Consider the following 20,892-nt stretch of genomic DNA (forward strand, 5'->3'; position numbering starts at 1 on the left):
GTCGCGGATGCGGGCCCCTGGTGCTCGGCCGGTGCGGTTCAGTCCTCGCCGAGGTAGGCCTTGCGCACGGACTCGTCGTGCAGCAGTTCCCGGCCGGTGCCCGAGAGCACGATGTTGCCGATCTCCATCACGTGGCCCCGGTCCGCGAGGGACAGGGCCGCCTGGGCGTTCTGCTCGACGAGCAGGATGGTGGTGCCCTGGGACTTGAGCTCGGTGATGGTCTCCATGATCTTCTGCATCATGATCGGGGAGAGGCCCATGGAGGGCTCGTCGAGCATGAGCAGCTTGGGCCGGGACATGAGGGCCCGTCCCATGGCGAGCATCTGCTGTTCGCCGCCGGAGAGGGTGCCGGAGGCCTGGTTGCGGCGTTCTCCGAGGATGGGGAAGAGGTCGTAGGCCTTCTGCATGTCCTGGGTGATGCCGGCGGAGTCCTTGCGGAGGAAGGCGCCGAGTTGCAGGTTTTCCGCGATGGTGAGCCGGGGGAAGAGCCGGCGGCCTTCGGGGGAGTGGGCGAGGCCCATGGAGACGATCTTGTGGGCGGGGACGTCGTTCAGCGGCTGCCCGTCGAAGACGATCTTGCCGGCGAGTGGCTTGATCAGGCCCGACAGGGTGCGCAGGGTGGTCGTCTTGCCGGCTCCGTTGGTGCCGATGAGGGTGACGACCTGGCCGGCTTCGACGCTGAACGAGATGCCCTTGACGGCCTCGATCTTGCCGTAGGCGACGCGCAGGTCCTCGACTTCGAGCAGTGCGCTCACGCGGTGCCTCCCTCGGTGTCCTTGGTGCTGGTGGTGCCGGTGGTGTCCTCGGGGCCGTCTTCGGGGGCCGTCTCGGCGGAGGTGTCGCCCTCGTAGGGGGTGCCGAGGTAGGCGGCGACGACGCGTTCGTCGCTCTGGACGACGTCGGGGGTGCCCTCGACGAGCTTCCTGCCCTGGACGAGGACGGCGACGCGGTCGCAGAGGTTGAAGATGAACCGCATGTCGTGCTCGATGACGAGGACGGCGGTGCCCTGGTCGCGGATGGCGAAGACGAGGTCCTGGGTGGCCCGGGTCTCCTGGGGGTTCATGCCGGCGGTGGGCTCGTCGAGGAGGAGCAGGCCGGGGTCGCTGGCGAGGGCGCGGGCGATTTCGAGCTTGCGCTGTTCGCCGTAGGGGAGGTTGCGGGCGAGGTGGTCGCGCTTGGCGGCGAGCCCGGTGAACTCGAGGAGTTCCATGGCGCGTTGTTCGGACTGGTTCTCGGCGCGGCGGAAGCCGGGTCCGCGGAGGAGGGCGGAGAGGAGGCCTTCCTTGGTGCGGGTGTGGCGGCCGACGAGGACGTTTTCCAGGACGGTCATGTTGGCGAAGAGCCGGATGTTCTGGAAGGTGCGGGCGACGCCGGCCTGGGTGACGAGGTGGGATTTGTGGGGGAGGACCTTGTCCTTGTAGCTGACGGTGCCTTCGGTGGGGGTGTAGAGGCCGGTGAGGCAGTTGAAGAAGGTGGTCTTGCCGGCGCCGTTGGGGCCGATGAGGCCGACGATTTCGCCGCTGTTGACGGTGAGGTCGACGTTCTGGACGGCGGTGAGTCCGCCGAAGCGCATGGTGACGCCGGTGGCCGAGAGGACGGTGGCGGCGGGTTGTGCTTCCGCGGCGGGTGGGGTGGGTGTTGCTGTGGTCATGGTGGTCATGCCTCCGTTTTCGTGAGGCCGGTGGCGCTGTCCTTCGGAACGTCGAGCTGTCCGGTTTCGTGGAATTCGAGCTGCTGGCGGCGGTCGGCGATGAGTCCTTCGGGGCGGAAGCGCATGAGGAGGACCAGGGCGATGCCGAAGAGGAGCAGCTGGTAGTCGGCCATGAACTGGAGTTTGGCCGGGATGAGGTAGAGGAGTGCCGCGCCGATGAGGGGCCCGCTGACGGTGCCCATGCCGCCGAGGATGACGGCGGCGAGGAGGAAGGCGGAGTTGGGCGGGACGGTGTGGACGAACTTGTAGCCGTCGGGGTGGACGCCGTATTCGACGTGGGCGAGGACGGTGCCGGCGATGCCGGCGAGGGTGGCGCCGAGGGCGAAGGCCATGAGCTTGAGCCGGAAGGAGTTGATGCCCATGGCTCCGGCGGCGGTTTCGTCCTCGCGGATGGCGACCCAGGCGCGTCCGATGCGGGAGCGGTCGGAGCGGCGGAAGACGATGATGATGAGGGCGGTGAACAGGAGCATCAGCAGGTAGTAGTTGGCGAACCTGCCGAGTTCGACGCCGAGGACGGTGTGGGGTTCTCCGAGGTCGAAGCTGAAGAACTTGAGGTCGGGGATGCTGGGGATGCCGTTGGGGCCGTTGGTGATGTCGGGGCCGGAGGTGCCGTCGAGGTTCTGCATGGCGATGCGGAAGATTTCGCCGAAACCGAGGGTGACGATGGCGAGGTAGTCGCCGCGTACGCGCAGGGTGGGTGCGCCGATGATCACGCCGAAGATCATGGAGACGACGGCGCCGGCGAGGACGGCGGCCCAGAAGGGGAACTGGATGCCGAGTGCGGCGGTGGGGGCTCCGGAGACGAGGGCGGCGGTGTAGGCGCCGACGCCGAGGAAGGCGACGTAGCCGAGGTCGAGGAGTCCGGCGAGGCCGACGACGACGTTGAGGCCGACGGCCACGGTCGCGAAGATCAGGATGCTGACGGCGACGGACGTGTAGGTGTCGGATTCCTGGGTGAAGGGGAAGGCCGCTGCTGCCACGAATGCCGCGGTGATGGTGACGTTGCGGTGCTTCTGGCTGAGCGTGGAGAAGCGGCGGACGAGTCCGGAGCGCTGGAGGGCCGGGGCGCCGAATCCGGTGAGAATGAGGAAGCCGATGAAGAGTTGGCCGTACTCGGTTCCGATGCCGTAGGTGAAGACGATCAGGCCGGCGCCGCAGGCTGCGGCGATGGTGAGGACTTCGATCCAGGCGGGCAGGGGGGCGGCGCGGCCGGGCTCGGGTGCCTTGAAGGAATGGAGGAGCCGCTTCCAGGTGCCGGTTGCGGGTCGCTGGTCGTCGGCGGGCAGGTCGGAGGGGAGCGCGGTGGCTGCGATGACGAGCAGGAGGCTGGTGACGGCGGCGATCCAGCCGCCGGGTTCGAGGTTGACGAGGCCACCGAGTTCGACGGCGATGGCGCCGACGGCGAACCAGGTGACGGCGAAGGTGCCGAGGGCGAGCAGCAGCACGGGGCTGTTGGTGCCGCCGGGGGTGAGCCAGCGCAGGCCGCGGATGCCCTGTCCGGAGAGGAGGAAGAGCAGGGTGAGGAGTGCGCCGGTGAGGGTGAGGACCTGGAGCCCGCCGGGGTAGCCGCTGATGGTGAGGTTGCCGGGGAATGCCTCGGTCCAGGTCCAGGCGAGGAAGGTGGAGGCGAAGGTGGTCGCGGCGCCGATGACGGCGGTGATCCGGGCACTCGCCGGGGGGAGGGGGATGAGGCCGGGGGCGGTGGTGGCCGCCGGCTGGTCCTTGGTGGTGGTCGGAGTGTTGGTCGTCATGGTTATCACGCCCGGTCCGAAACGCGCTCGCCGAGGATGCCCTGCGGTCGGAGGAGGAGTACGAGGATGAGGAGGACGAAGGCCCATACGTCCTTCCAGGCGCCGCCCCCGAACTGTTCCATGCCGGGGACGTCGGCCATGTAGGCGGTGGCGAGGGCTTCGGCGAGGCCGAGTGCGAGGCCGCCGATCATGGCGCCGTAGATGTTGCCGATGCCGCCGAGGACGGCGGCGGTGAAGGCTTTGAGGCCGGCGATGAAGCCCATGCGGAAGCTGACCTGGCCGTATTTGAGGCCGTGTGCGACGGCGGCGATGGCGGCGAAGGCCGCGCCGATGGCGAACGCGGTGACGATGATGCGGTCGGTGTTGATGCCCATCAGCTTGGCGGTGTCGGGGTCCTGGCTGGTGGCCTGCATGGCGCGGCCGGTGCGGCTCTTGGACACGAAGACGGCGAGGGCGATCATGCACAGGGGGGCGGCGACGAGGAGGAAGATCTCGCCGCGCTGGAGGGAGATCCCGGCGAGGTGGACGGTTCCGCCCTCGAACTGGGGGAAGGAGAGGTCCTTCTTGGCGTCGGGGTAGAAGGCCCAGATCGCCTGCTGGAGTGCGATGGACAGGCCGATCGCGGTGATCAGTGGTGCGAGCCGCGGTCCGCCGCGCAGGGGACGGTAGGCGAGTCGTTCCGCTCCGATGCCGACGAGGATGGCGCAGGTCATGGCCATGAGGACCATGACGGGCAGGGCGACCATGAGGGATGTCCCGTCGGGGAGCCAAAGCCATGCGGTCAGCGCACCGAAGCCGCCGATCATGAATATCTCGCCGTGGGCGAAGTTGATGAGCTGGACTATGCCGTAGACCATCGTGTACCCGATCGCGATGAGTCCGTACATCGCGCCGAGGATCAGGCCGTTGGCCAGTTGCTCCGGCAGGTCGTGCACCGGGGGCCTCCGAGTGGGTGGGATGAGACACGGCTGCGCGGGGGCGCTGAGGTGCGCGCCCCCGCACAGCAGGAAGGTGTTGCGGCGTGGCGGTGGTTGCCGTCAGCCCTTGAATTCGCCGGTCTTGGCCGGGACGTGCTTGCCGTCCTTGACCTTGTAGACCGACAACTGCCTGTTGGTCGTGTCGCCGAACTCGTCGAAGGAGACGTCGCCGGTGACGCCGCTGAAGGAGACGTCCTGCATGGCTTCGGTGATCTGCTTGCGGGTCTCGTCGGCGTTCTCGGGCAGCTTGCCGTCGTTCTTCTCGACGACGGCCTTGACGGCCTCGACGATGGCCCAGGTGCTGTCGTAGGCGTAGCCGCCGTAGGCCTCGTAGGGGAGCTTGTAGCCGGCCGCCTTGTAGTTCTTCATGAACTCCTTGGCGGTGTCGAGGGTCTCGAGCGGTGCGCCGACGGAGGTGGCCATGTCGCCTTCGGAGTTCTTCTTGGCGAGCTTGATGTAGTCGCCGCTGAAGAGGGCGTCGCCGCCGACGACGGGGATCTTCGCGCCGGCCTTCTTGATCTGGTCGGTCAGCGGGGCGCCGGCCGGGTATTCGCCGCCGTAGTAGACGAAGTCGGCCTTGGAGTTCTTGACCTTGGTGGCGATCGCGGAGAAGTCGCGGTCCTCGGGATTGACGTTGTCGGTCGCGACGACCTTGCCGCCGAGCTTCTCGAACTCCTTCTTGAAGGTGGCGGCGAGACCTGCGCCGTAGGTCTTCTTGTCGTCGATGACGAAGACCGACTTGAGCTTCATCTCGTTGTAGACGTACTGGGCGGCGTAGGGGCCCTGTACGGCGTCGGTGGTGGAGGTGCGGAAGTAGGTCTTGAAGGGGCGGACCTTCTTGCCGTCCTGCCACTCCGGGCCCTGGGTGAGCTGGGGCGCGGTGTTGGCGGGTGAGACCTGCACCAGGTTGGCGTTGGCCAGGACCTTCTGCATGGACTCGCCCACGTGCGAGTTGAGGGGGCCGATGACGCCGAGGACCTTGTCGTTGCCGACGAACTTGGTGGCGTTCTGCTGGCCCGTGCCGGCCTGGGCGGCGTCGTCGAGGGAGGTGAGCTTGAAGGTGACTCCCTCGACCTCCTTGTTCTTGTTGGCGGTCTTGACCGCGAGGTCGGCGGAGTTCTTGATGCCCTGGCCGAGGGCGGACAGGTCACCGGTGAGCGGCGCGTCGAGGCCGATCACGACGGTGGTGCCGCCGCCGGAGCTGTCGTTGCCGGAGTTGCCGCCGTCGCGTGAGCCGCATGCTGAGAGTGTGAGTGCTCCTGCGGTGACCGCAGTGGTGAGAACGAGCAAGGAACGGTGACGCACGATCAGTCCTTTCCCCGGACGCGGCCCCCTCGTCTGAGGTGCCGTCTGGCGCGCCGGGGGCAGTTCGTCTCCGGGTCCGGCGCGCGGTGACTGGCCGTGACTCTAAGCGTGGGTGCGGTTGGGCGGCAGAGGTGTGGCCCATGCTGTGACGCTCTTGTTATGACGCTGGTCACGTCCGGTTGCCGCTGCGGGGCGCCGCGGGGGACATGCTTCCCGTATCGCCGCGGAACGAAGTGACCGGATGGTGAGAATGTGCAGTTCCGCTATGGCGTGGGGCGGGGGTGGGGCGGCAGATCGTCCGTAGCGCCTGGGTGAGGTCGTGGGCGTAGGCGGCGCCGAGGATCTCGCTGATCTCCTGCCGCGCCCGGACGTTACGCAACGTGACGTCGAGGAAGGGGAGGCCGGCGTCGAGGGGGAGGTCTTTGCAGGACCGGACGGTCATGGTGACGGTGATGCGGTGGGGGTGGCCGGAGCGAAGCGTGGTGGGCAGGCGCGGCGTGACGTGTGTGCGCAGCGACCGGTAGCCCTGCCGGAGGGTTTCGACGGTGACGGGGGTGCGGCTGGTGGCCTCGGCGCGCAGGGTGAAGGAGAAGCTGCGGGACTGCCGGTCGGCGGGCCGTGAGATGCCGGTGTAGGTGATGTCCGTGGCGTGGATGGGCCAGGGTGCCGGTGGTTCGGGCGGGCCGGGGCGGTCCAGGACGCGCAGGCCGGCGGCGGTGGCGAGGGTGAGGAGCAGGCCGGCGGTGGCGATGAGCCGGGTGCGTCGGGGCACCGCGGCCCATCGTTCGCCGAGGCGGGGCCGGTCGTCGCCGGTCTCCAGCAGGTCTGGCGGCGGTTTCCGGGGCTGGGGGTGGCGGGCGGTCACGGGTGGCCCGGCGGGGGAGGCGTGCAGGGTCCTGACACCATCCCGCGATGTTAGCGCCGTGACCGTGAAGGTTCACCGGCTCGCGAGGCACTGCACGGCCCGACACTGCGTTGTCGTGTCACCCGGGTGTCCCCGGCTTCCGGCTGGGAGGTGCCCCGGGTGCGGGGGCGGTGCTCCGCCTTGCGATGCCCCGTGCCGGGGCCCCGGCGAGCTTCCCGGTCACGGTGCTGGTTCCGCCGGGGCCCGCGGGAAGAGGGCCCGTCAGGCGGGCGATGTGGGGGCGGCGGTTTCGCGGAGCAGGCAGGTGAGGCGGGCGGTGCAGATGCGCCGGTCCTGTTCGTCGGTGATGACGACCTCGTAGGTGGTGGTGGTGCGTCCGCGGTGGACGGGGGTGGCGACGCCGGTGACGAGGCCGGAGCGGATGCCGCGGTGGTGGGTGCAGTTGAGGTCGACTCCGACGGCGACCTTGTGGGGACCGCCGTGCAGCATGGCGCCGACCGAGCCGAGGGTTTCGGCGAGGACGGCGGACGCGCCGCCGTGCAGGAGGCCGTAGGGCTGGGTGTTGCCTTCGACGGGCAGGGTGCCGACGACGCGCTCCGGGGCGGCTTCGGTGATCTCCAGGCCCATGCGGTCGCCGAGGTGCCCTGCGGAGAAGAGGGCGGGCAGGTCTATGCCGAGTCCGGCGTACTGGTCCAGGATCTCCTGGGGGAACTTCGTCGTGTTCTGCTCGCCCATGCCGGCCGGCTCCGTTCTTCGTCCTTCGGTGCAGTGGGCACCGTCCTATCAGGTGGGCGCCGGGGGGTGGTGGTCAGGGGGCGGTGCTCTCGAGCCGTACGACCAGGGACTTCGAGACGGGGGTGTTGCTGGTGTCGGCGACGTGGTCGAGGGGGACGAGGACGTTGGTCTCGGGGTAGTAGGCGGCGGCGCAGCCGCGGGCGGTGGGGTAGTGGACGACGCGGAAGCCGGGGGCGCGGCGTTCGGTGCCGTCGGTCCATTCGCTGACGATGTCGGTGCGGTCGCCGTCGGCGAGGCCGAGGGTGCGGGCGTCGTCGGGGTTGACGAGGACGACGCGGCGGCCGCCCTTGATGCCGCGGTAGTGGTCGTCGAGGCCGTAGATGGTGGTGTTGTACTGGTCGTGCGAGCGCATGGTCTGGAGGAGCAGGCGGCCTTCGGGCACTCGGGGGTATTCGACGGGGGCGGCGGTGAAGTTGGCCTTGCCGGTGGCGGTGGGGAAGCGGCGTTCGTCGCGGGGGGCGTGGGCGAGGGCGAAGCCGCCGGGGCGGGAGACGCGGCTCTCGAAGTCGTCGAAGCCGGGGATGACGCGGGAGATGCGTTCGCGGATCCGGCGGTAGTCCTTTTCGAACTCTTCCCAGGGGGTGCTGCTGCGCTCGCCGAGGGTGCGGCGTGCGAGCCGGCAGACGATGGCGGGTTCGGACAGCAGCTGGTCGCTCGCGGGTTCGAGCCGGCCGCGTGAGGCGTGGACCATGCCCATGGAGTCCTCGACGGTGACGAACTGGGGTCCGCTGTGCTGGATGTCGCGGTCGCTGCGCCCGAGGGTGGGCAGGATGAGGGCGCGGGCGCCGGTGACGACGTGGGAGCGGTTGAGCTTGGTGGACACGTGGACGGTGAGCCGGGCGCGGCGCATGGCGGCTTCGGTGACGTCGGTGTCGGGGGTGGCGGAGACGAAGTTGCCGCCCATGGCGACGAAGACCTTGGCGTTGCCGTCGCGCAGGGCGCGGATGGAGCGGACGACGTCGAGGCCGTGTTCGCGTGGCGGTGCGAAGCCGAATTCGCGCTCGATGGCGTCGAGGAGGGCGGGGGCGGGGCGTTCGAAGATGCCCATGGTGCGGTCGCCCTGGACGTTGCTGTGGCCGCGGACGGGGCAGACGCCGGCGCCGGGGCGGCCGATGTTGCCGCGCAGGAGGAGGAAGTTGACGATTTCCTTGATGGTGGGGACGGCGTGTTTGTGCTGGGTGAGTCCCATGGCCCAGCAGACGATGATGCGTTGTGAGCCGAGGACCATCTCGAGGGCGCGGTCGATGTCGGCTGGGTCGAGGCCGGTGGCGCGGAGGGTCTCGTCCCGGTCGGCGGTGCGTGCGGCGGTGGCGAACTGCTCGTAGCCGTGGGTGTGTTCGCGGACGAAGGTTTCGTCGACGGCGCCTTCGGTCTCGATGACGAGGCGGTTGAGGGCGCGGAAGAGGGCCTGGTCGCCGCCGAGGCGGATCTGGAGGAAGAGGTCGGTGAGGGCGGTGCCGGGGCCGGCGAGGCCGCGCGGGGTCTGGGGGTTCCTGAACCGTTCCAGCCCGGCTTCGGGCAGCGGGTTGACGGTGATGATGCGTGCCCCGCTCTGCTTGGCCTTCTCGAGGGCGGAGAGCATGCGGGGGTGGTTGGTGCCGGGGTTCTGGCCGGCGACGATGATCAGGTCCGCCTGGTGGATGTCCTCGAGGAGGACGCTGCCCTTGCCGACGCCGATGGTCTCGCCGAGTGCCGAGCCGGACGACTCGTGGCACATGTTGGAGCAGTCGGGGAGGTTGTTGGTGCCGAACTCGCGGGCGAAGAGCTGGTAGAGGAAGGCGGCTTCGTTGCTGGTGCGGCCGGAGGTGTAGAAGACGGCCTCGTCGGGTGAGGCGAGGCCCTGGAGTTCGCCGGCGATGATGTCGAAGGCCCGTTCCCAGGAGACGGGTTCGTAGTGGGTGGCCCCGTCGGCGAGGTACATCGGATGGGTGATGCGCCCTTGCTGGCCCAGCCAGTAGCCGCTGCGGCCGGCGAGGTCGGCGACGCCGTGCTCGGCGAAGAACGCGGGGGTGACCCGGCGCTCGGTGGCTTCTTCGGCGATGGCCTTGACGCCGTTCTCGCAGAATTCGGCCCGGTGGCGCTTGTCTGCCTCGGGCCAGGCGCAGCCGGGGCAGTCGAACCCCTCTTTCTGGTTGACCCGGAAGAGGGTGCGGGCGGTGCGCCGGACGCCCATCTGCCGGTGGGCCATGCGCAGGGAGCGCTGGACGGCGGGCAGGCCGGCTGCGGCGTGCCGGGGTCCGGTCACCTCGGGTGCGTCCTGGGCCGGGTCCGAGGTGGGCGGTTCGGTGGCCATGACACTCTCCTCCGGCGTGGCTGGCGGCTCACTTCGATCCTCGCACGGTGGTGCGGTCGTGCGTACACCCGTACCCGGCGGGGCGGGGTTCAGTGGCGGCGGTGGACGGGGAAGCGCTGCTGTCGGTCGGGCGTGGCAGGATCGGGGGCGTGGCAGAGAAAGCATCGAAGAAGACCGCACCGAACGCTCCCGCCGCCGGGAAGGGGGACCGGCCCCGGCTGCTCCTGCTGGACGGGCATTCCCTGGCGTACCGGGCGTTCTACGCGTTGCCGGCGGAGAACTTCAGTACGACGACCGGGCAGACGACGAACGCGATCTACGGCTTCACCTCGATGCTGGCGAACACGCTGCGCGACGAGCAGCCCACGCATCTGGCGGTGGCGTTCGACGTGTCCCGCAGGACGTGGCGCTCGGAGGAGTTCACCGAGTACAAGGCGAACCGGTCGAAGTCGCCGGACGAGTTCAAGGGGCAGGTCGACCTGATCGGTCAGCTGCTGGACGCGATGCGGGTGACGCGGTTCGCCGTGGAGGGCTTCGAGGCGGACGACGTCATCGCGACGCTGGCCACGCAGGCGGAGGCCGACGGTTTCGAGGTGCTGATCGTCACGGGTGACCGCGATGCGTTCCAGCTGGTCAGTGATCACGTCACGGTCCTCTATCCGACGAAGGGCGTGTCGGAGCTGACCCGCTTCACGCCGGGGAAGGTGGAGGAGAAGTACGGTCTCACGCCGCAGCAGTACCCGGATTTCGCGGCGCTGCGCGGCGATCCGTCGGACAACCTGCCCGGTATTCCGGGGGTGGGGGAGAAGACGGCCACGAAGTGGATCAACCAGTTCGGTTCGTTCGCGGAGCTGGTGGAGCGGGTCGACGAGGTCAAGGGCAAGGCCGGGCAGAACCTGCGTGATCATCTGGAGTCGGTCCGGCGCAACCGGCGGCTGACCGAGCTGGTGCGGGACGTGGGGCTCGAGGTGGGGCCCGGTGATCTCGCGCGGGCGCCCTACGACCGTGAGGCGATGGCGGTGCTGCTGGACTCGCTGGAGTTCCGGCACCAGAACTTCCGGGACCGGCTGATGGCGGCCGATCCGGCCGGCGCGGCCGAGGAGGCTGCCCCGGTGGCCGGGGTGGAGGTGGACGGTGAGGTGCTCGCCGCCGGCGGGCTGGCGCCGTGGCTGGCGGAGCACGCCGGGCTGCAGCTGGGTCTGGCGGCGGTGGACACCTGGGCGTTGGGCAGCGGCAGCGTCGCCGAGGTCGCGCTGGCGGCGGCCGGCGGCCCCGCCTGCTGGTTCGATCCGGCGGAGCTGGACGAGGCCGACGAGCAGGCGTTCGCGGCCTGGTCCGCGGACGCCGCCCGGCCGAAGGTGCTGCATGACGCAAAGCGTGTGATGCGGGTCTTCGCCGAGCACGGCTGGGAGGTGGAGGGCGTGACGATGGACACCGCCCTGGCCGCGTATCTGGTCAAGCCGGGCCGTCGTTCGTTCGCCCTGGACGCGTTGTCGGTGGAGTACCTGGGCCGTGAGCTGGCCCCGGCCCCGGACGGTGACGGGCAGTTGGCGTTCGGCACCGACGAGCAGGGCGAGAAGGATGCCCTGATGGTGCAGGCCCGCACGATCCTGGACCTCGGGGAGGAGTTCACCGGCCGGCTGGCGGAGGCCGGGGCGGTGGATCTGCTGCGCGATGTGGAGCTGCCCACGTCGGCGATGCTGGCCCGGATGGAACGGGCGGGAATCGCCGCGGACCGCGAGTGGCTCAGCTCGATGGAACAGCAGTTCGCGGGAGCCGTGCAGCAGGCGGTGAAGGAGGCGCACGCCGCCGTCGGCCACGAGTTCAATCTCGGTTCGCCGAAGCAGCTGCAGGAGGTGCTGTTCGGGGAGTTGGGCCTGCCGAAGACGAAGAAGACGAAGACCGGCTGGACCACGGACGCGGACGCGCTGGCGTGGCTGGCGACGCAGACGGAGCACGACCTGCCGGTGATCATGCTGCGCCACCGGGAGCAGGCGCGACTGCGGTCGACGGTGGAGGGGCTGATCAAGACGATCGCTGCGGACGGGCGCATCCACACCACGTTCAACCAGACGGTCGCGGCGACGGGCCGGCTGTCGTCGACCGACCCGAACCTGCAGAACATTCCGGTGCGCACGGACGAGGGCCGGGCGATCCGGCGCGGTTTCGTCGTGGGCGAGGGCTTCGAGTCGCTGCTGACGGCGGACTACAGCCAGATCGAACTGCGGGTGATGGCGCACCTGTCGGAGGACGAGGGGCTCATCGAGGCGTTCACCTCGGGGGAGGACCTGCACACGACGGTCGCCTCGCAGGTGTTCGACGTCGCAAAGACGGCGGTGGATCCGGAGATGCGCCGCAAGATCAAGGCGATGTCGTACGGACTCGCCTACGGTCTCTCCGCGTTCGGGCTGTCGCAGCAACTGGGCATCACGCCGGAGGAGGCGCGCCGGCTGATGGACACCTACTTCGAGCGTTTCGGCGGGGTGCGCGACTATCTGCACCGGGTGGTCGAGGAGGCGCGGGCGGTCGGTTACACGCAGACGATCCTGGGCCGTCGCCGCTATCTGCCGGACCTCACGAGCGACAACCGGCAACGCCGGGAGATGGCCGAGCGGATGGCGCTCAACGCGCCGATCCAGGGGACCGCGGCGGACATCGTGAAGATTGCGATGCTGCGGGTGGCGGAGGCCCTGGAGGAGCAGAAGCTGTCCACCCGCATGCTGTTGCAGGTGCACGACGAAATCGTGCTGGAGGTTGCGCCGGGCGAGCGGGAGCAGGTCGAGGAGCTGGTCCGCCGGGAGATGACGGGCGCGGTGGAACTGCGTGCCCCGCTCGACGTCTCGGTGGGATCCGGCCGCGACTGGGAGTCGGCTGCGCACTGAGGATCGGCCCCGTCGTGCCGGCCCGCAGGGGGGATTCGCATGGCGCGGCGGGGTGTCCGCCGTTCCCGTCCACGCCGTGAAAGGTGGTCAAGGGACGGTGTCGGCGGGCGGAATGTTGCCGTAGGGTCGCCTCGAGACGCCTGCGGTGGCGATCCTGCGGGCAGGGCGGGTACCCGATCCTTGGGGAGGACAGCTGTATGGCAGCGCAACTCGGCCGACGACTGCGCAGAGGAGCGGCGACCACGGCTGTGGCAGCGGTTGCGATGGCCGCACTCACGGCCTCTCAGGCGCCGGAGGAGCTGGTCACCCAGCGGAATCGCACGGGGGCGCCTTCGGAGGACACTCCGATCGACGGCGGTTCGTCGTACCGCACGGAGTTGCCTCCGCTCAACACCCCGGGAAAGCCCGAGAGTTCGATAGACCTGCCGAGTGGCCCGGTGGCGGCCCAGTCCGGCATACCCGCGAGCGTGCTGGCCGCGTACAAGAAGGCGGAGGCGGAACTGCGCCGCAGCCGGCCGGGCTGCAACCTGGAGTGGGAACTGCTGGCCGCCATCGGCAAGGTCGAGTCGGGGCAGGCCCGCGGGGGAGCGGTCGACTCGGAGGGCACCACGCTGAAGCCCATCCTGGGCCCGCAGTTGAACGGCAACGGGTTCGCCCGGATCACCGACACCGACAACGGTGCGTACGACGGGGACACCACGCACGACCGTGCCGTGGGCCCCATGCAGTTCATCCCGTCGACCTGGGCGACCTGGGGCGCCGACGGCAACGGTGACGGCGAGCGGGACCCCAACAACGTGTACGACGCGGCGCTCGCCGCCGGCCGCTATCTGTGCGCGGGCGGACGGGACCTGTCCGTCGACGCCCAGCTGCACCGGGCCATCCTCGGCTACAACCACTCGCAGCAGTACCTGCGAACCGTCCTGTCCTGGCTGGAGTTCTACCGCAAGGGCACCCACGAGATCCCGGACAGCGGCGGCACGCCGGGCGCAGGAGGGGCGCCCGGTGGGGGCAAGGGCGGCACGAAGAACGAGACCCGGAGCGGGAGCGACGACGACGCGAAGCCGTCCGGCGACTCGCCGGAAGGAAGCCTCGAAGCTCCGGGCGGCGACCCCGTGTCGGACGAGCCGGCCGCGCCGGGCGGCGGCGGTTCCTCCGACGAGGACCCCGTCCAGGTCGTGCTGAAGGCCATCGAGGCGGTCACGGGCGTCGACGTTTCGGCTGTCCTCGGCGACCTGTTCTCCGAGCCGATGACCGTGAAGGCCAAGGACTCCGAGGGCGAGCCCAGGGCGGGCGTGCCCGTGACGTTCCGGATCCAGGACACCGGCGGGACCGGAGCCCAGTTCCCCGGCGGAGCGACCGTCAGGACCGTCGTCACCGGCGAGGACGGCAAGGCGACCGCACCCGACCTGGTGGCACGCGGCAAGGCGGGATCCTTCACCGTCCGGGCCTCGGCGCCCAACGTCCAGCCCGTGTACTTCAAGGCGACCGCCAAGGCACCGACGAGCGCCGAGAAGGTCGTCCGCACGGGGGGCGATCTCGCGGTCGAGGCCGGCGGGACCATCGCGGACCCGGGGACTGTCAAGGCCACCTACAAGGACATCGCGGTCCCGGACCTCGGGGTGACCGCGAAGCTGCTCCAGAACGACGTCCTCGTCGCCGATCAGGCGACGCCGTACTTCGAGGACGCGCAGGGCAATCCTGTCCGGTCCCTGGAGCTCACCACCGACGAGAACGGCGTGCTGAAGCTCCCGGCGATCCACACCAGCGATGGCACGGATGGCAGCCCCGCCACCAAGCCGTCCAGCGACTCGGTCAGCTACACCCTCCAGCTCACCGCCCCCGGTGCCGACCCGGTGAACATCCCGGTGACGGTCACCGAGACGGCATCCGCCGAATAACCGCCCCTGCTGAACGAACAGCGTTGCCCTGCCGGACCCGCCCCCGGCAGGGCAACGTTGTTTTTCCGCGCCCCGTCAGCCGCCCCGCTGCCCCCTCAACCGCGTCCCGTCCGCGCCTTCGTGTGCCGGGTCGGCTCGGCCGCCGCGGGGTCCTCCGGCCACGGGTGCTTGGGGTAGCGCCCGCGCAGCTCGGAGCGCACCGACCGGTAGCCCTCCCGCCAGAAGGAGGCCAGGTCGGAGGTGACGGCCGCGGGCCGCCCCGCCGGGGACAGCAGATGGACGAGCAGCGGCACGGCGCCGTCGGCGATCCGCGGGGTCTCCTGCAACCCGAACAGCTCCTGCAACTTCACGGCCAGAACCGGCCGTTCCCCGCTGTAGTCCAGGCGGATCCGCGACCCGCTGGGGACCTGGAGGCGCTCCGGCGCCAGTTCGTCGAACCTCGCTGCTTCGCCGCAGGCCCAGGGCAGCAGCCGCACCAGGACCTGTCCGGCGTCCACCCGCTCCAGATCGGCGCGGCGCCGGGCCGTCGCCAGTTCGGGGCCCAGCCACTCGGGCGCCCGGTCCAGCAGCGCCGCGTCGGACACGTCCGGCCAGGGCTCGCCCAACTCCCGGTGCAGGAAAGCCATCCGCCGGCGCAGGTCCGCCGCATCCCGGGTCCAGCGCAGCAGTCCGAGCCCCTCGCGGCGCAGTCCCTCCAGCAGAGCCCCGCGCACCAGCGCCGGATCGGGCGCGGTCAGTGGCCGCACCGCCAGCTCGACGGCACCGATCCGCTCCACGTGCCGTGCCGTGACGTCACCGCGTTCGGCGGACCAGCCCACCTCCTCACCCGACGCGTGCAGGGGCGCCCCCGCTGTCCGAGCGGTGGCCTCGTCGATGACGGCGGCCAGCCGGACCCGGGCCGAGCCGGCCGTCACCGGACGGTCCGCGACGGCCACCGCCAGCCACTCGGAGGCACCGAGCCGTGAGCCGTCGCCGAGCTGCGCCGCCGTGCCCGAGGCCATGAGGAAGGCGCCGGCGGTGCGGCGGCGGGCGATCCGTTCGGGGTGGGCGAGGGCGGCGACGAGACCCGCCGCGGCGTCGTCGCTCGGCGCCGTGCCCGGTGCGGGCCCCGTGGACCCGGAGGCTTCCAGGGCCCGCCGGAGCCGGCGGGTCTCGGCTGCCCAGCGGGCGGCGTAGCCGTCGCCACCGCGCCTTGCGCTGCGCCATGCTCCTGCCAGGTCGTCGCCGTAGTTGCGCGGAGGTTCCTCCGACAGCAGGGCGACCACCTCCGCGGCACGGCGCGGTCCGAGCTGTGCGGCGCCGTCGACCAGGGCCCGTCCGAGCCGCGGGTGCAGGCCGAGCCGGGCGAGCCGGGTGCCGCGTTCGGTGACCCGGCCGTGGGAGTCGACCGCGCCGACGGCTCGCAGCACCTCCCGGGCCGCGGCCAGGGCTCCGGCCGGCGGGGCGTCGAGCAGGGCCAGTGAGGAGGCGTCGGGGTCACCCCAGCAGGCGGCCTGCAGGGCGAAGGGCGTCAGGTCCGCAACGGTGATCTCGGGTGCCGGCCACCGGGGCCGCGCGGCGTCCTCGGAGTGAGCCCAGCATCGGTAGGCGACGCCGGGCGCTTCACGCCCGGCCCGTCCGGTGCGCTGTCCGGCGGTGGCGGCCGACGAGCGCACGGTGGTCAGGGCGCCGAGGCCCCGGGCGTGATCGGTGCGCGGTTCCCGGGAGAGTCCGGCGTCGACCACCAACCGCGCTCCCGGCACGGTCAGGCTGGACTCGGCGACGGAGGTCGAGAGGATCACGCGCCGCCGCCCTCCGCCCCCGCGCAGTACCGCGTCCTGCGCCGGCCCGGGCACCCGTCCGTGGAGTTGCAGCACCTCGGCGTCGACACCGTCGAGCAGACCGGCGACCCGGCCGATCTCGCCCACGCCGGGCAGGAAGCAGAGCAGGTCGCCGTCGTCGCGGTGCAGGGCGCTGCGGACGGTGGCGGCGACGTGGCCGAGGAGCGCGGGGTCGACGTGCATGCCGTGCGGCGGGCGCACCGGCCGCGGTGGGGGTGCGTACCGGACGTCGACGGGGTGCAGGGCGTCGTCGGCCCGTACGACCGGTGCGGGTCCGGCTGCGCCGGGGGCGGCGAGCAGGCGGGCCCAGGCGTCGGCGTCGGTGGTGGCGGAGGCGGCGATCAGCCGCAGGTCGGGCCGGAGCGCGGCGCGTATGTCGAGCAGGAAGGCGGCGGCCGTGTCGGCGTCCAGGTGGCGTTCGTGGCATTCGTCGATGAGGACGGCGTCGACGCCGGGCAGTTCGGGGTCGCGTTGGAGGCGCTGCAGCAGGACCCCGGTGGTGACGACCTCGACGAGAGTGCGCGGCCCGGCGCGGCGTTCGCCGCGCACGGTGTAGCCGATCCGGCCGCTGCCCGTGCCGTCCCGTCCGTTGATGTCCTCCTCGAGCAGCCAGGCCATGCGCCGGGCCGCCGCCCGTGCCGCCATGCGCCGGGGCTCGGCGACGACGACCCTGCGCGGGGGACCGTCCGCGGGTGGGACGAGTCCGGCCAGCGCGAGCGGGACGAGGGTCGTTTTGCCGGTGCCGGGCGGTGCGGCGAGCACGGCGCTCCCGTGCTCGCCGAGGGCGTCCGTGAGCGCGGGAAGCGCGGTGCGTACGGGCAGGTCGAGCCAGGCGGGGCGCATCGGGTCAGTGTCGCATCCAGGTACTCCTCGTCCGGGTGGAGCACGGGGTCACCACGAGCGGCGTGGGAAACGCGGGGGGAGGGGACGGCGGCGGGGGCCGGTCACGGCCTCACGGGCGGGCTCGCCCTCCTGCACGGCAAAGCCCGTGGGGAGACCCTCGGCCCGTCACCTCGGGCAGCAGTGTCCCGCGGTCGGGGAGCGAGCGCCGGCGTGCGCCGCTCCGCGACCTTGCCGGGCCGCTCACGGCGACACGAACAACGACGTTTCCCGATTCGGTGTATTTCGGTGATTGCCGGGCACTTCGTCGGGAGTTGTTGTCTCCCTGAAGGGCATCACCATGGTCATCAAGAAGCTTCATGACGTGGGCCTCCGCAGCGAGCACGCCTATCTGGCAGCCATGGCCTCCATCGGGCTTTCCGTCGCCTTCTGGTTCGGGTCCCTCAAGGTGGAACCCGGCGCGAACGTTGCTCGTGCCGACCGGTGGGGGATCTTCGTCGGCGAGTGGGCACCCACCTTCTTCGGCCTCGGTCTCGCCCTCTCCCACTACGAGCAGTCGGAAGGCATGCTCGGAGGTGAAGGGGAGGTCCGTGAACTGCGGAGGACGGCCGGCTAGCTGTCTTGCTCATGAGCGTTGTTGACGCTCGCGGTTCTTGATCGTGGCGAAGGGCTCCGGTGTGGTGGAGCTGTCCAGGTTTTCTGTCCACGGAGGTTGGTGACTGCGATCACTGAGGTGTGATCCTGAAATGGGCGAGGGCCTTCTGGCCTGGTGGGATTGCGACATCTGCACCGGCGACCAGAAGGGCCCTCGTGCCTCGCCGTAATGTCGCCCGACCCCCTTCGGCAGGCGCCTCCCGGTCGATCGTGTCGATTCCGGCCGCCCGGTTGCGCATGTGGCCGCAGAGATGGGCGTTTCCCGGCCTCCGATCGAGGACGGTCCCCGGCTCGCGTCGTCATGTCAGCGGGCCGTGAGGACCGTCCCCGCCTCGTATCGGCCCCCTGGGACCGGGAGGGCGGGCCTGCGCGCAAGCCCGCCGCTCAGTCGCGGACGCAGACGAAGATCGCGGTGCCGGGGATGAGGTGGCCGCGCAGCGGGGACCAGCCGCCCCACTCCTGGGTGTTCCAGTGCGGCCACTCGGGCTCGACGAGGTCCACGAGGCGGAAGCCGGCGGCGGCGATGTCGCGGACGCGGTCGCCGATCGTGCGGTGGTGCTCGACGTAGACGGCCCGTCCGGAGTCGTCCTGTTCGACGTAGGGGGTGCGGTCGAAGTAGGAGCCGCTGACGGAGAGTCCCTCCGGTCCCGGTTCGTCGGGGAAGGCCCAGCGGATCGGGTGGGTCACGGAGAAGACCCAGCGCCCCCCGGGGCGCAGCACACGCCGCACCTCCCGCATGACCTGCACCGGGTCTGCGACGAAGGGGACCGCTCCGTAGGCGGAGCAGGCGAGGTCGAACGATTCCGCGGCGAACGGCAGGGCGCAGGCGTCGGCCTCGACCAGGGGGAGGGGGCCGCCGATGCGCAGGGCGTGCTGGAGTTGCCGGTGGGAGAGGTCGAGGGCGACGGGCCGTGCGCCGCGGGCGGCCAGCCAGCGGGAGCACTGGGCGGCGCCGGCACCGATCTCGAGGATGTCGCACCCCTTGAGGTCGGCGGGGTCCCCGAGGAGTCCGGCGACCTCCTCGTCCAGTCCCTCGGGTCCCCAGACGAAGCGGTCGTCGCCGAGGAAGGCGCCGTGCTCCGCTTGGTAGTCGTCGGCGTTGCCGTCCCACCAGCCGCGGCTGGCGCGGGTGGTCTCGGATCCGGTGGTGGCCCGCCGGGTTGCTTCCGGTTCGTCCTCTTGGTTCATCGTGCCCGTCGTCGTACTCTTCGGTCCGGACCTGTTGGCCGGACGTGCCGCTGCGGCGCGACCGGGAAGGATGTCGGCGTGCGGCCCCGTCGCACGGAAGATGTGCCGGGTATGACGGCTCTGTGCCGTATGACGCCTTCGTGCATTGCGCATGCCCGGCTGCCCCCGTATGCTACAAGTTGCGCTGCGGGCCTGCGCGCCTCAGACAGAGCAGGTCGCGCTCGCATCTGTTGTATGCCCCTCGGTAATCGAGGCGCTTGCGGGTTTCCCCAGGGAAAGATCGGCAAGATCCACGCCTCTCACGCTGTCCGGCTTCGGCGGTTGCGATACGGGCTCCCGGCGTAGCAGTACCTACGACTCACTGTCCGTACCGGAGCCCTTTCCCACATGACGAGCAGCACCGAGACCACCGCCACCCCGACCCAGGTTGCGGTCAACGACATCGGTAACGAGGAAGCCTTCCTCGCCGCGATCGACGAGACGATCAAGTACTTCAACGACGGCGACATCGTCGACGGCGTCATCGTGAAGGTCGACCGGGACGAGGTCCTGCTCGATATCGGTTACAAGACCGAAGGCGTCATCCCTTCCCGCGAGCTTTCGATCAAGCACGACGTCGACCCCAACGAGGTCGTGGCCGTCGGCGACGAGATCGAGGCCCTGGTTCTCCAGAAGGAGGACAAGGAAGGCCGCCTGATCCTCTCGAAGAAGCGCGCCCAGTACGAGCGTGCCTGGGGCACCATCGAGAAGATCAAGGAAGAGGACGGGATCGTCACCGGTACGGTCATCGAGGTCGTCAAGGGTGGTCTCATCCTCGACATCGGCCTCCGTGGCTTCCTCCCGGCGTCGCTCGTCGAGATGCGCCGCGTCCGCGACCTCCAGCCCTACGTGGGCAAGGAGCTCGAGGCGAAGATCATCGAGCTGGACAAGAACCGCAACAACGTGGTCCTGTCCCGCCGCGCCTGGCTCGAGCAGACCCAGAGCGAGGTCCGTCAGACCTTCCTCACCACCCTGCAGAAGGGTCAGGTCCGCTCCGGCGTCGTCTCCTCGATCGTCAACTTCGGTGCGTTCGTGGACCTCGGCGGCGTCGACGGTCTGGTGCACGTCTCCGAGCTGTCCTGGAAGCACATCGACCACCCGTCCGAGGTCGTCGAGGTCGGCCAGGAGGTCACCGTCGAGGTCCTGGACGTCGACATGGACCGCGAGCGCGTCTCCCTGTCGCTCAAGGCGACGCAGGAGGACCCGTGGCAGCAGTTCGCCCGGACCCACCAGATCGGTCAGGTCGTCCCGGGTAAGGTCACGAAGCTCGTTCCGTTCGGTGCGTTCGTCCGCGTCGACGAGGGCATCGAGGGCCTGGTCCACATCTCCGAACTGGCCGAGCGCCACGTCGAGGTGCCGGAGCAGGTCGTCCAGGTCAACGACGAGATCTTCGTCAAGGTCATCGACATCGACCTCGAGCGCCGCCGCATCAGCCTCTCGCTGAAGCAGGCCAATGAGTCCTTCGGTGCCGACCCGTCCGCGGTCGAGTTCGACCCGACCCTGTACGGCATGGCCGCGTCCTACGACGACCAGGGCAACTACATCTACCCCGAGGGCTTCGACCCCGAGGCCAACGACTGGCTCGAGGGCTACGAGAAGCAGCGCGAGGAGTGGGAGCGCCAGTACGCCGAGGCGCAGGTCCGCTTCGAGCAGCACCAGGCGCAGGTCATCAAGTCCCGCGAGGCCGACGAGCAGGCTGCGGCCGAGGGCGCTGCCGCCCCGTCCGCGCCGAGCGCGGGTGGCAACGCCGGCGGTGGCGGCGGCTCGTACTCCTCGGAGTCGCAGGACAACTCCGGCGCCCTGGCGTCGGACGAGGCGCTTGCCGCGCTGCGCGAGAAGCTCGCCGGCGGCCAGAGCTGAGCATCGTGTCC

Annotated in this window: 14 protein-coding genes; 4 read left to right on the forward strand and 10 right to left on the reverse strand. The window is 70.4% G+C overall.

What is annotated here, in order from left to right:
- Positions 1–38: 38 nt before the first annotated feature.
- From M1E25_RS03985 to M1E25_RS04020, 8 genes are all read right to left on the reverse strand, one after another.
- Positions 39–755, reverse strand: a complete 717-nt coding sequence (locus M1E25_RS03985; protein WP_251409560.1) for an ABC transporter ATP-binding protein — start codon at positions 753–755, stop codon at positions 39–41.
- Positions 752–1,651, reverse strand: a complete 900-nt coding sequence (locus M1E25_RS03990; protein WP_251409563.1) for an ABC transporter ATP-binding protein — start codon at positions 1,649–1,651, stop codon at positions 752–754. The genes M1E25_RS03985 and M1E25_RS03990 overlap by 4 nt, the downstream gene beginning before the upstream one ends.
- Positions 1,652–1,656: 5 nt before the next feature.
- A complete protein-coding gene (locus tag M1E25_RS03995; protein ID WP_251409566.1) occupies positions 1,657–3,462 on the reverse strand; it encodes a branched-chain amino acid ABC transporter permease in 1,806 nt (601 codons plus the stop codon).
- Positions 3,463–3,467: 5 nt separating this feature from the next.
- Complete coding sequence (locus M1E25_RS04000; protein ID WP_251409569.1) at positions 3,468–4,397, reverse strand: branched-chain amino acid ABC transporter permease; 930 nt, start codon at positions 4,395–4,397, stop codon at positions 3,468–3,470.
- Positions 4,398–4,499: 102 nt separating this feature from the next.
- Positions 4,500–5,744: a branched-chain amino acid ABC transporter substrate-binding protein gene (locus tag M1E25_RS04005; protein ID WP_251409572.1), complete on the reverse strand. Its 1,245-nt coding sequence runs from the start codon at positions 5,742–5,744 to the stop codon at positions 4,500–4,502.
- Between the two features lie 169 nt (positions 5,745–5,913).
- Complete coding sequence (locus M1E25_RS04010; RefSeq protein ID WP_251409575.1) at positions 5,914–6,516, reverse strand: hypothetical protein; 603 nt, start codon at positions 6,514–6,516, stop codon at positions 5,914–5,916.
- A 354-nt stretch (positions 6,517–6,870) separates the two neighbouring features.
- Entirely contained in the window at positions 6,871–7,344 is a 474-nt protein-coding gene (locus tag M1E25_RS04015) for a PaaI family thioesterase (protein ID WP_251409578.1), read from the reverse strand.
- 73 nt (positions 7,345–7,417) lie between these two features.
- Complete coding sequence (locus tag M1E25_RS04020) at positions 7,418–9,697, reverse strand: FdhF/YdeP family oxidoreductase (RefSeq protein WP_251409581.1); 2,280 nt, start codon at positions 9,695–9,697, stop codon at positions 7,418–7,420.
- 149 nt (positions 9,698–9,846) lie between these two features.
- Here M1E25_RS04020 and polA point away from each other — a divergent pair, with 149 nt between their 5' ends.
- Together polA and M1E25_RS04030 are read left to right on the forward strand one after the other, a co-directional pair.
- The gene (gene polA, locus M1E25_RS04025; protein ID WP_251409583.1) at positions 9,847–12,579 is read left to right on the forward strand and encodes a DNA polymerase I; all 2,733 of its coding nucleotides are present in this window, start codon (positions 9,847–9,849) and stop codon (positions 12,577–12,579) included.
- 197 nt (positions 12,580–12,776) lie between these two features.
- Positions 12,777–14,480 carry a lytic transglycosylase domain-containing protein gene (locus tag M1E25_RS04030; protein ID WP_251409586.1) on the forward strand — a complete coding sequence of 568 codons (1,704 nt, stop codon included), beginning with the start codon at positions 12,777–12,779 and terminating at the stop codon, positions 14,478–14,480.
- 95 nt (positions 14,481–14,575) lie between these two features.
- Here M1E25_RS04030 and hrpB read toward each other — a convergent pair whose 3' ends face one another.
- Positions 14,576–17,143 carry an ATP-dependent helicase HrpB gene (gene hrpB / locus M1E25_RS04035; RefSeq protein WP_251409589.1) on the reverse strand — a complete coding sequence of 856 codons (2,568 nt, stop codon included), beginning with the start codon at positions 17,141–17,143 and terminating at the stop codon, positions 14,576–14,578.
- Between the two features lie 337 nt (positions 17,144–17,480).
- Here hrpB and M1E25_RS04040 point away from each other — a divergent pair, with 337 nt between their 5' ends.
- Entirely contained in the window at positions 17,481–17,756 is a 276-nt protein-coding gene (locus M1E25_RS04040; protein ID WP_251409697.1) for a hypothetical protein, read from the forward strand.
- A gap of 422 nt (positions 17,757–18,178) precedes the next feature.
- Here M1E25_RS04040 and M1E25_RS04045 read toward each other — a convergent pair whose 3' ends face one another.
- Positions 18,179–18,982, reverse strand: coding sequence for a class I SAM-dependent methyltransferase (locus M1E25_RS04045; RefSeq protein ID WP_251409592.1), 804 nt, complete (start codon positions 18,980–18,982; stop codon positions 18,179–18,181).
- Between the two features lie 387 nt (positions 18,983–19,369).
- Here M1E25_RS04045 and rpsA point away from each other — a divergent pair, with 387 nt between their 5' ends.
- A complete protein-coding gene (gene rpsA / locus M1E25_RS04050; RefSeq protein ID WP_251409595.1) occupies positions 19,370–20,881 on the forward strand; it encodes a 30S ribosomal protein S1 in 1,512 nt (503 codons plus the stop codon).
- Positions 20,882–20,892: the final 11 nt, after the last annotated feature.

This window comes from Streptomyces meridianus (genome assembly GCF_023703325.1).
Taxonomy (GTDB): domain Bacteria; phylum Actinomycetota; class Actinomycetes; order Streptomycetales; family Streptomycetaceae; genus Streptomyces; species Streptomyces meridianus.

Excerpts from the sequence above, each read along its gene's own strand:
- M1E25_RS03995 (WP_251409566.1), bottom strand. The coding sequence starts at position 3,462 with ATGACGACCAACACTCCGACCACCACCAAGGACCAGCCGGCGGCCACC.
- M1E25_RS04030 (WP_251409586.1), top strand. The coding sequence starts at position 12,777 with ATGGCAGCGCAACTCGGCCGACGACTGCGCAGAGGAGCGGCGACCACG.
- rpsA (WP_251409595.1), top strand. The coding sequence starts at position 19,370 with ATGACGAGCAGCACCGAGACCACCGCCACCCCGACCCAGGTTGCGGTC.
- M1E25_RS04045 (WP_251409592.1), bottom strand. The coding sequence starts at position 18,982 with ATGAACCAAGAGGACGAACCGGAAGCAACCCGGCGGGCCACCACCGGA.
- M1E25_RS04020 (WP_251409581.1), bottom strand. The coding sequence starts at position 9,697 with ATGGCCACCGAACCGCCCACCTCGGACCCGGCCCAGGACGCACCCGAG.
- M1E25_RS03990 (WP_251409563.1), bottom strand. The coding sequence starts at position 1,651 with ATGACCACAGCAACACCCACCCCACCCGCCGCGGAAGCACAACCCGCC.
- M1E25_RS04040 (WP_251409697.1), top strand. The coding sequence starts at position 17,481 with ATGGTCATCAAGAAGCTTCATGACGTGGGCCTCCGCAGCGAGCACGCC.
- hrpB (WP_251409589.1), bottom strand. The coding sequence starts at position 17,143 with ATGCGCCCCGCCTGGCTCGACCTGCCCGTACGCACCGCGCTTCCCGCG.
- M1E25_RS04015 (WP_251409578.1), bottom strand. The coding sequence starts at position 7,344 with ATGGGCGAGCAGAACACGACGAAGTTCCCCCAGGAGATCCTGGACCAG.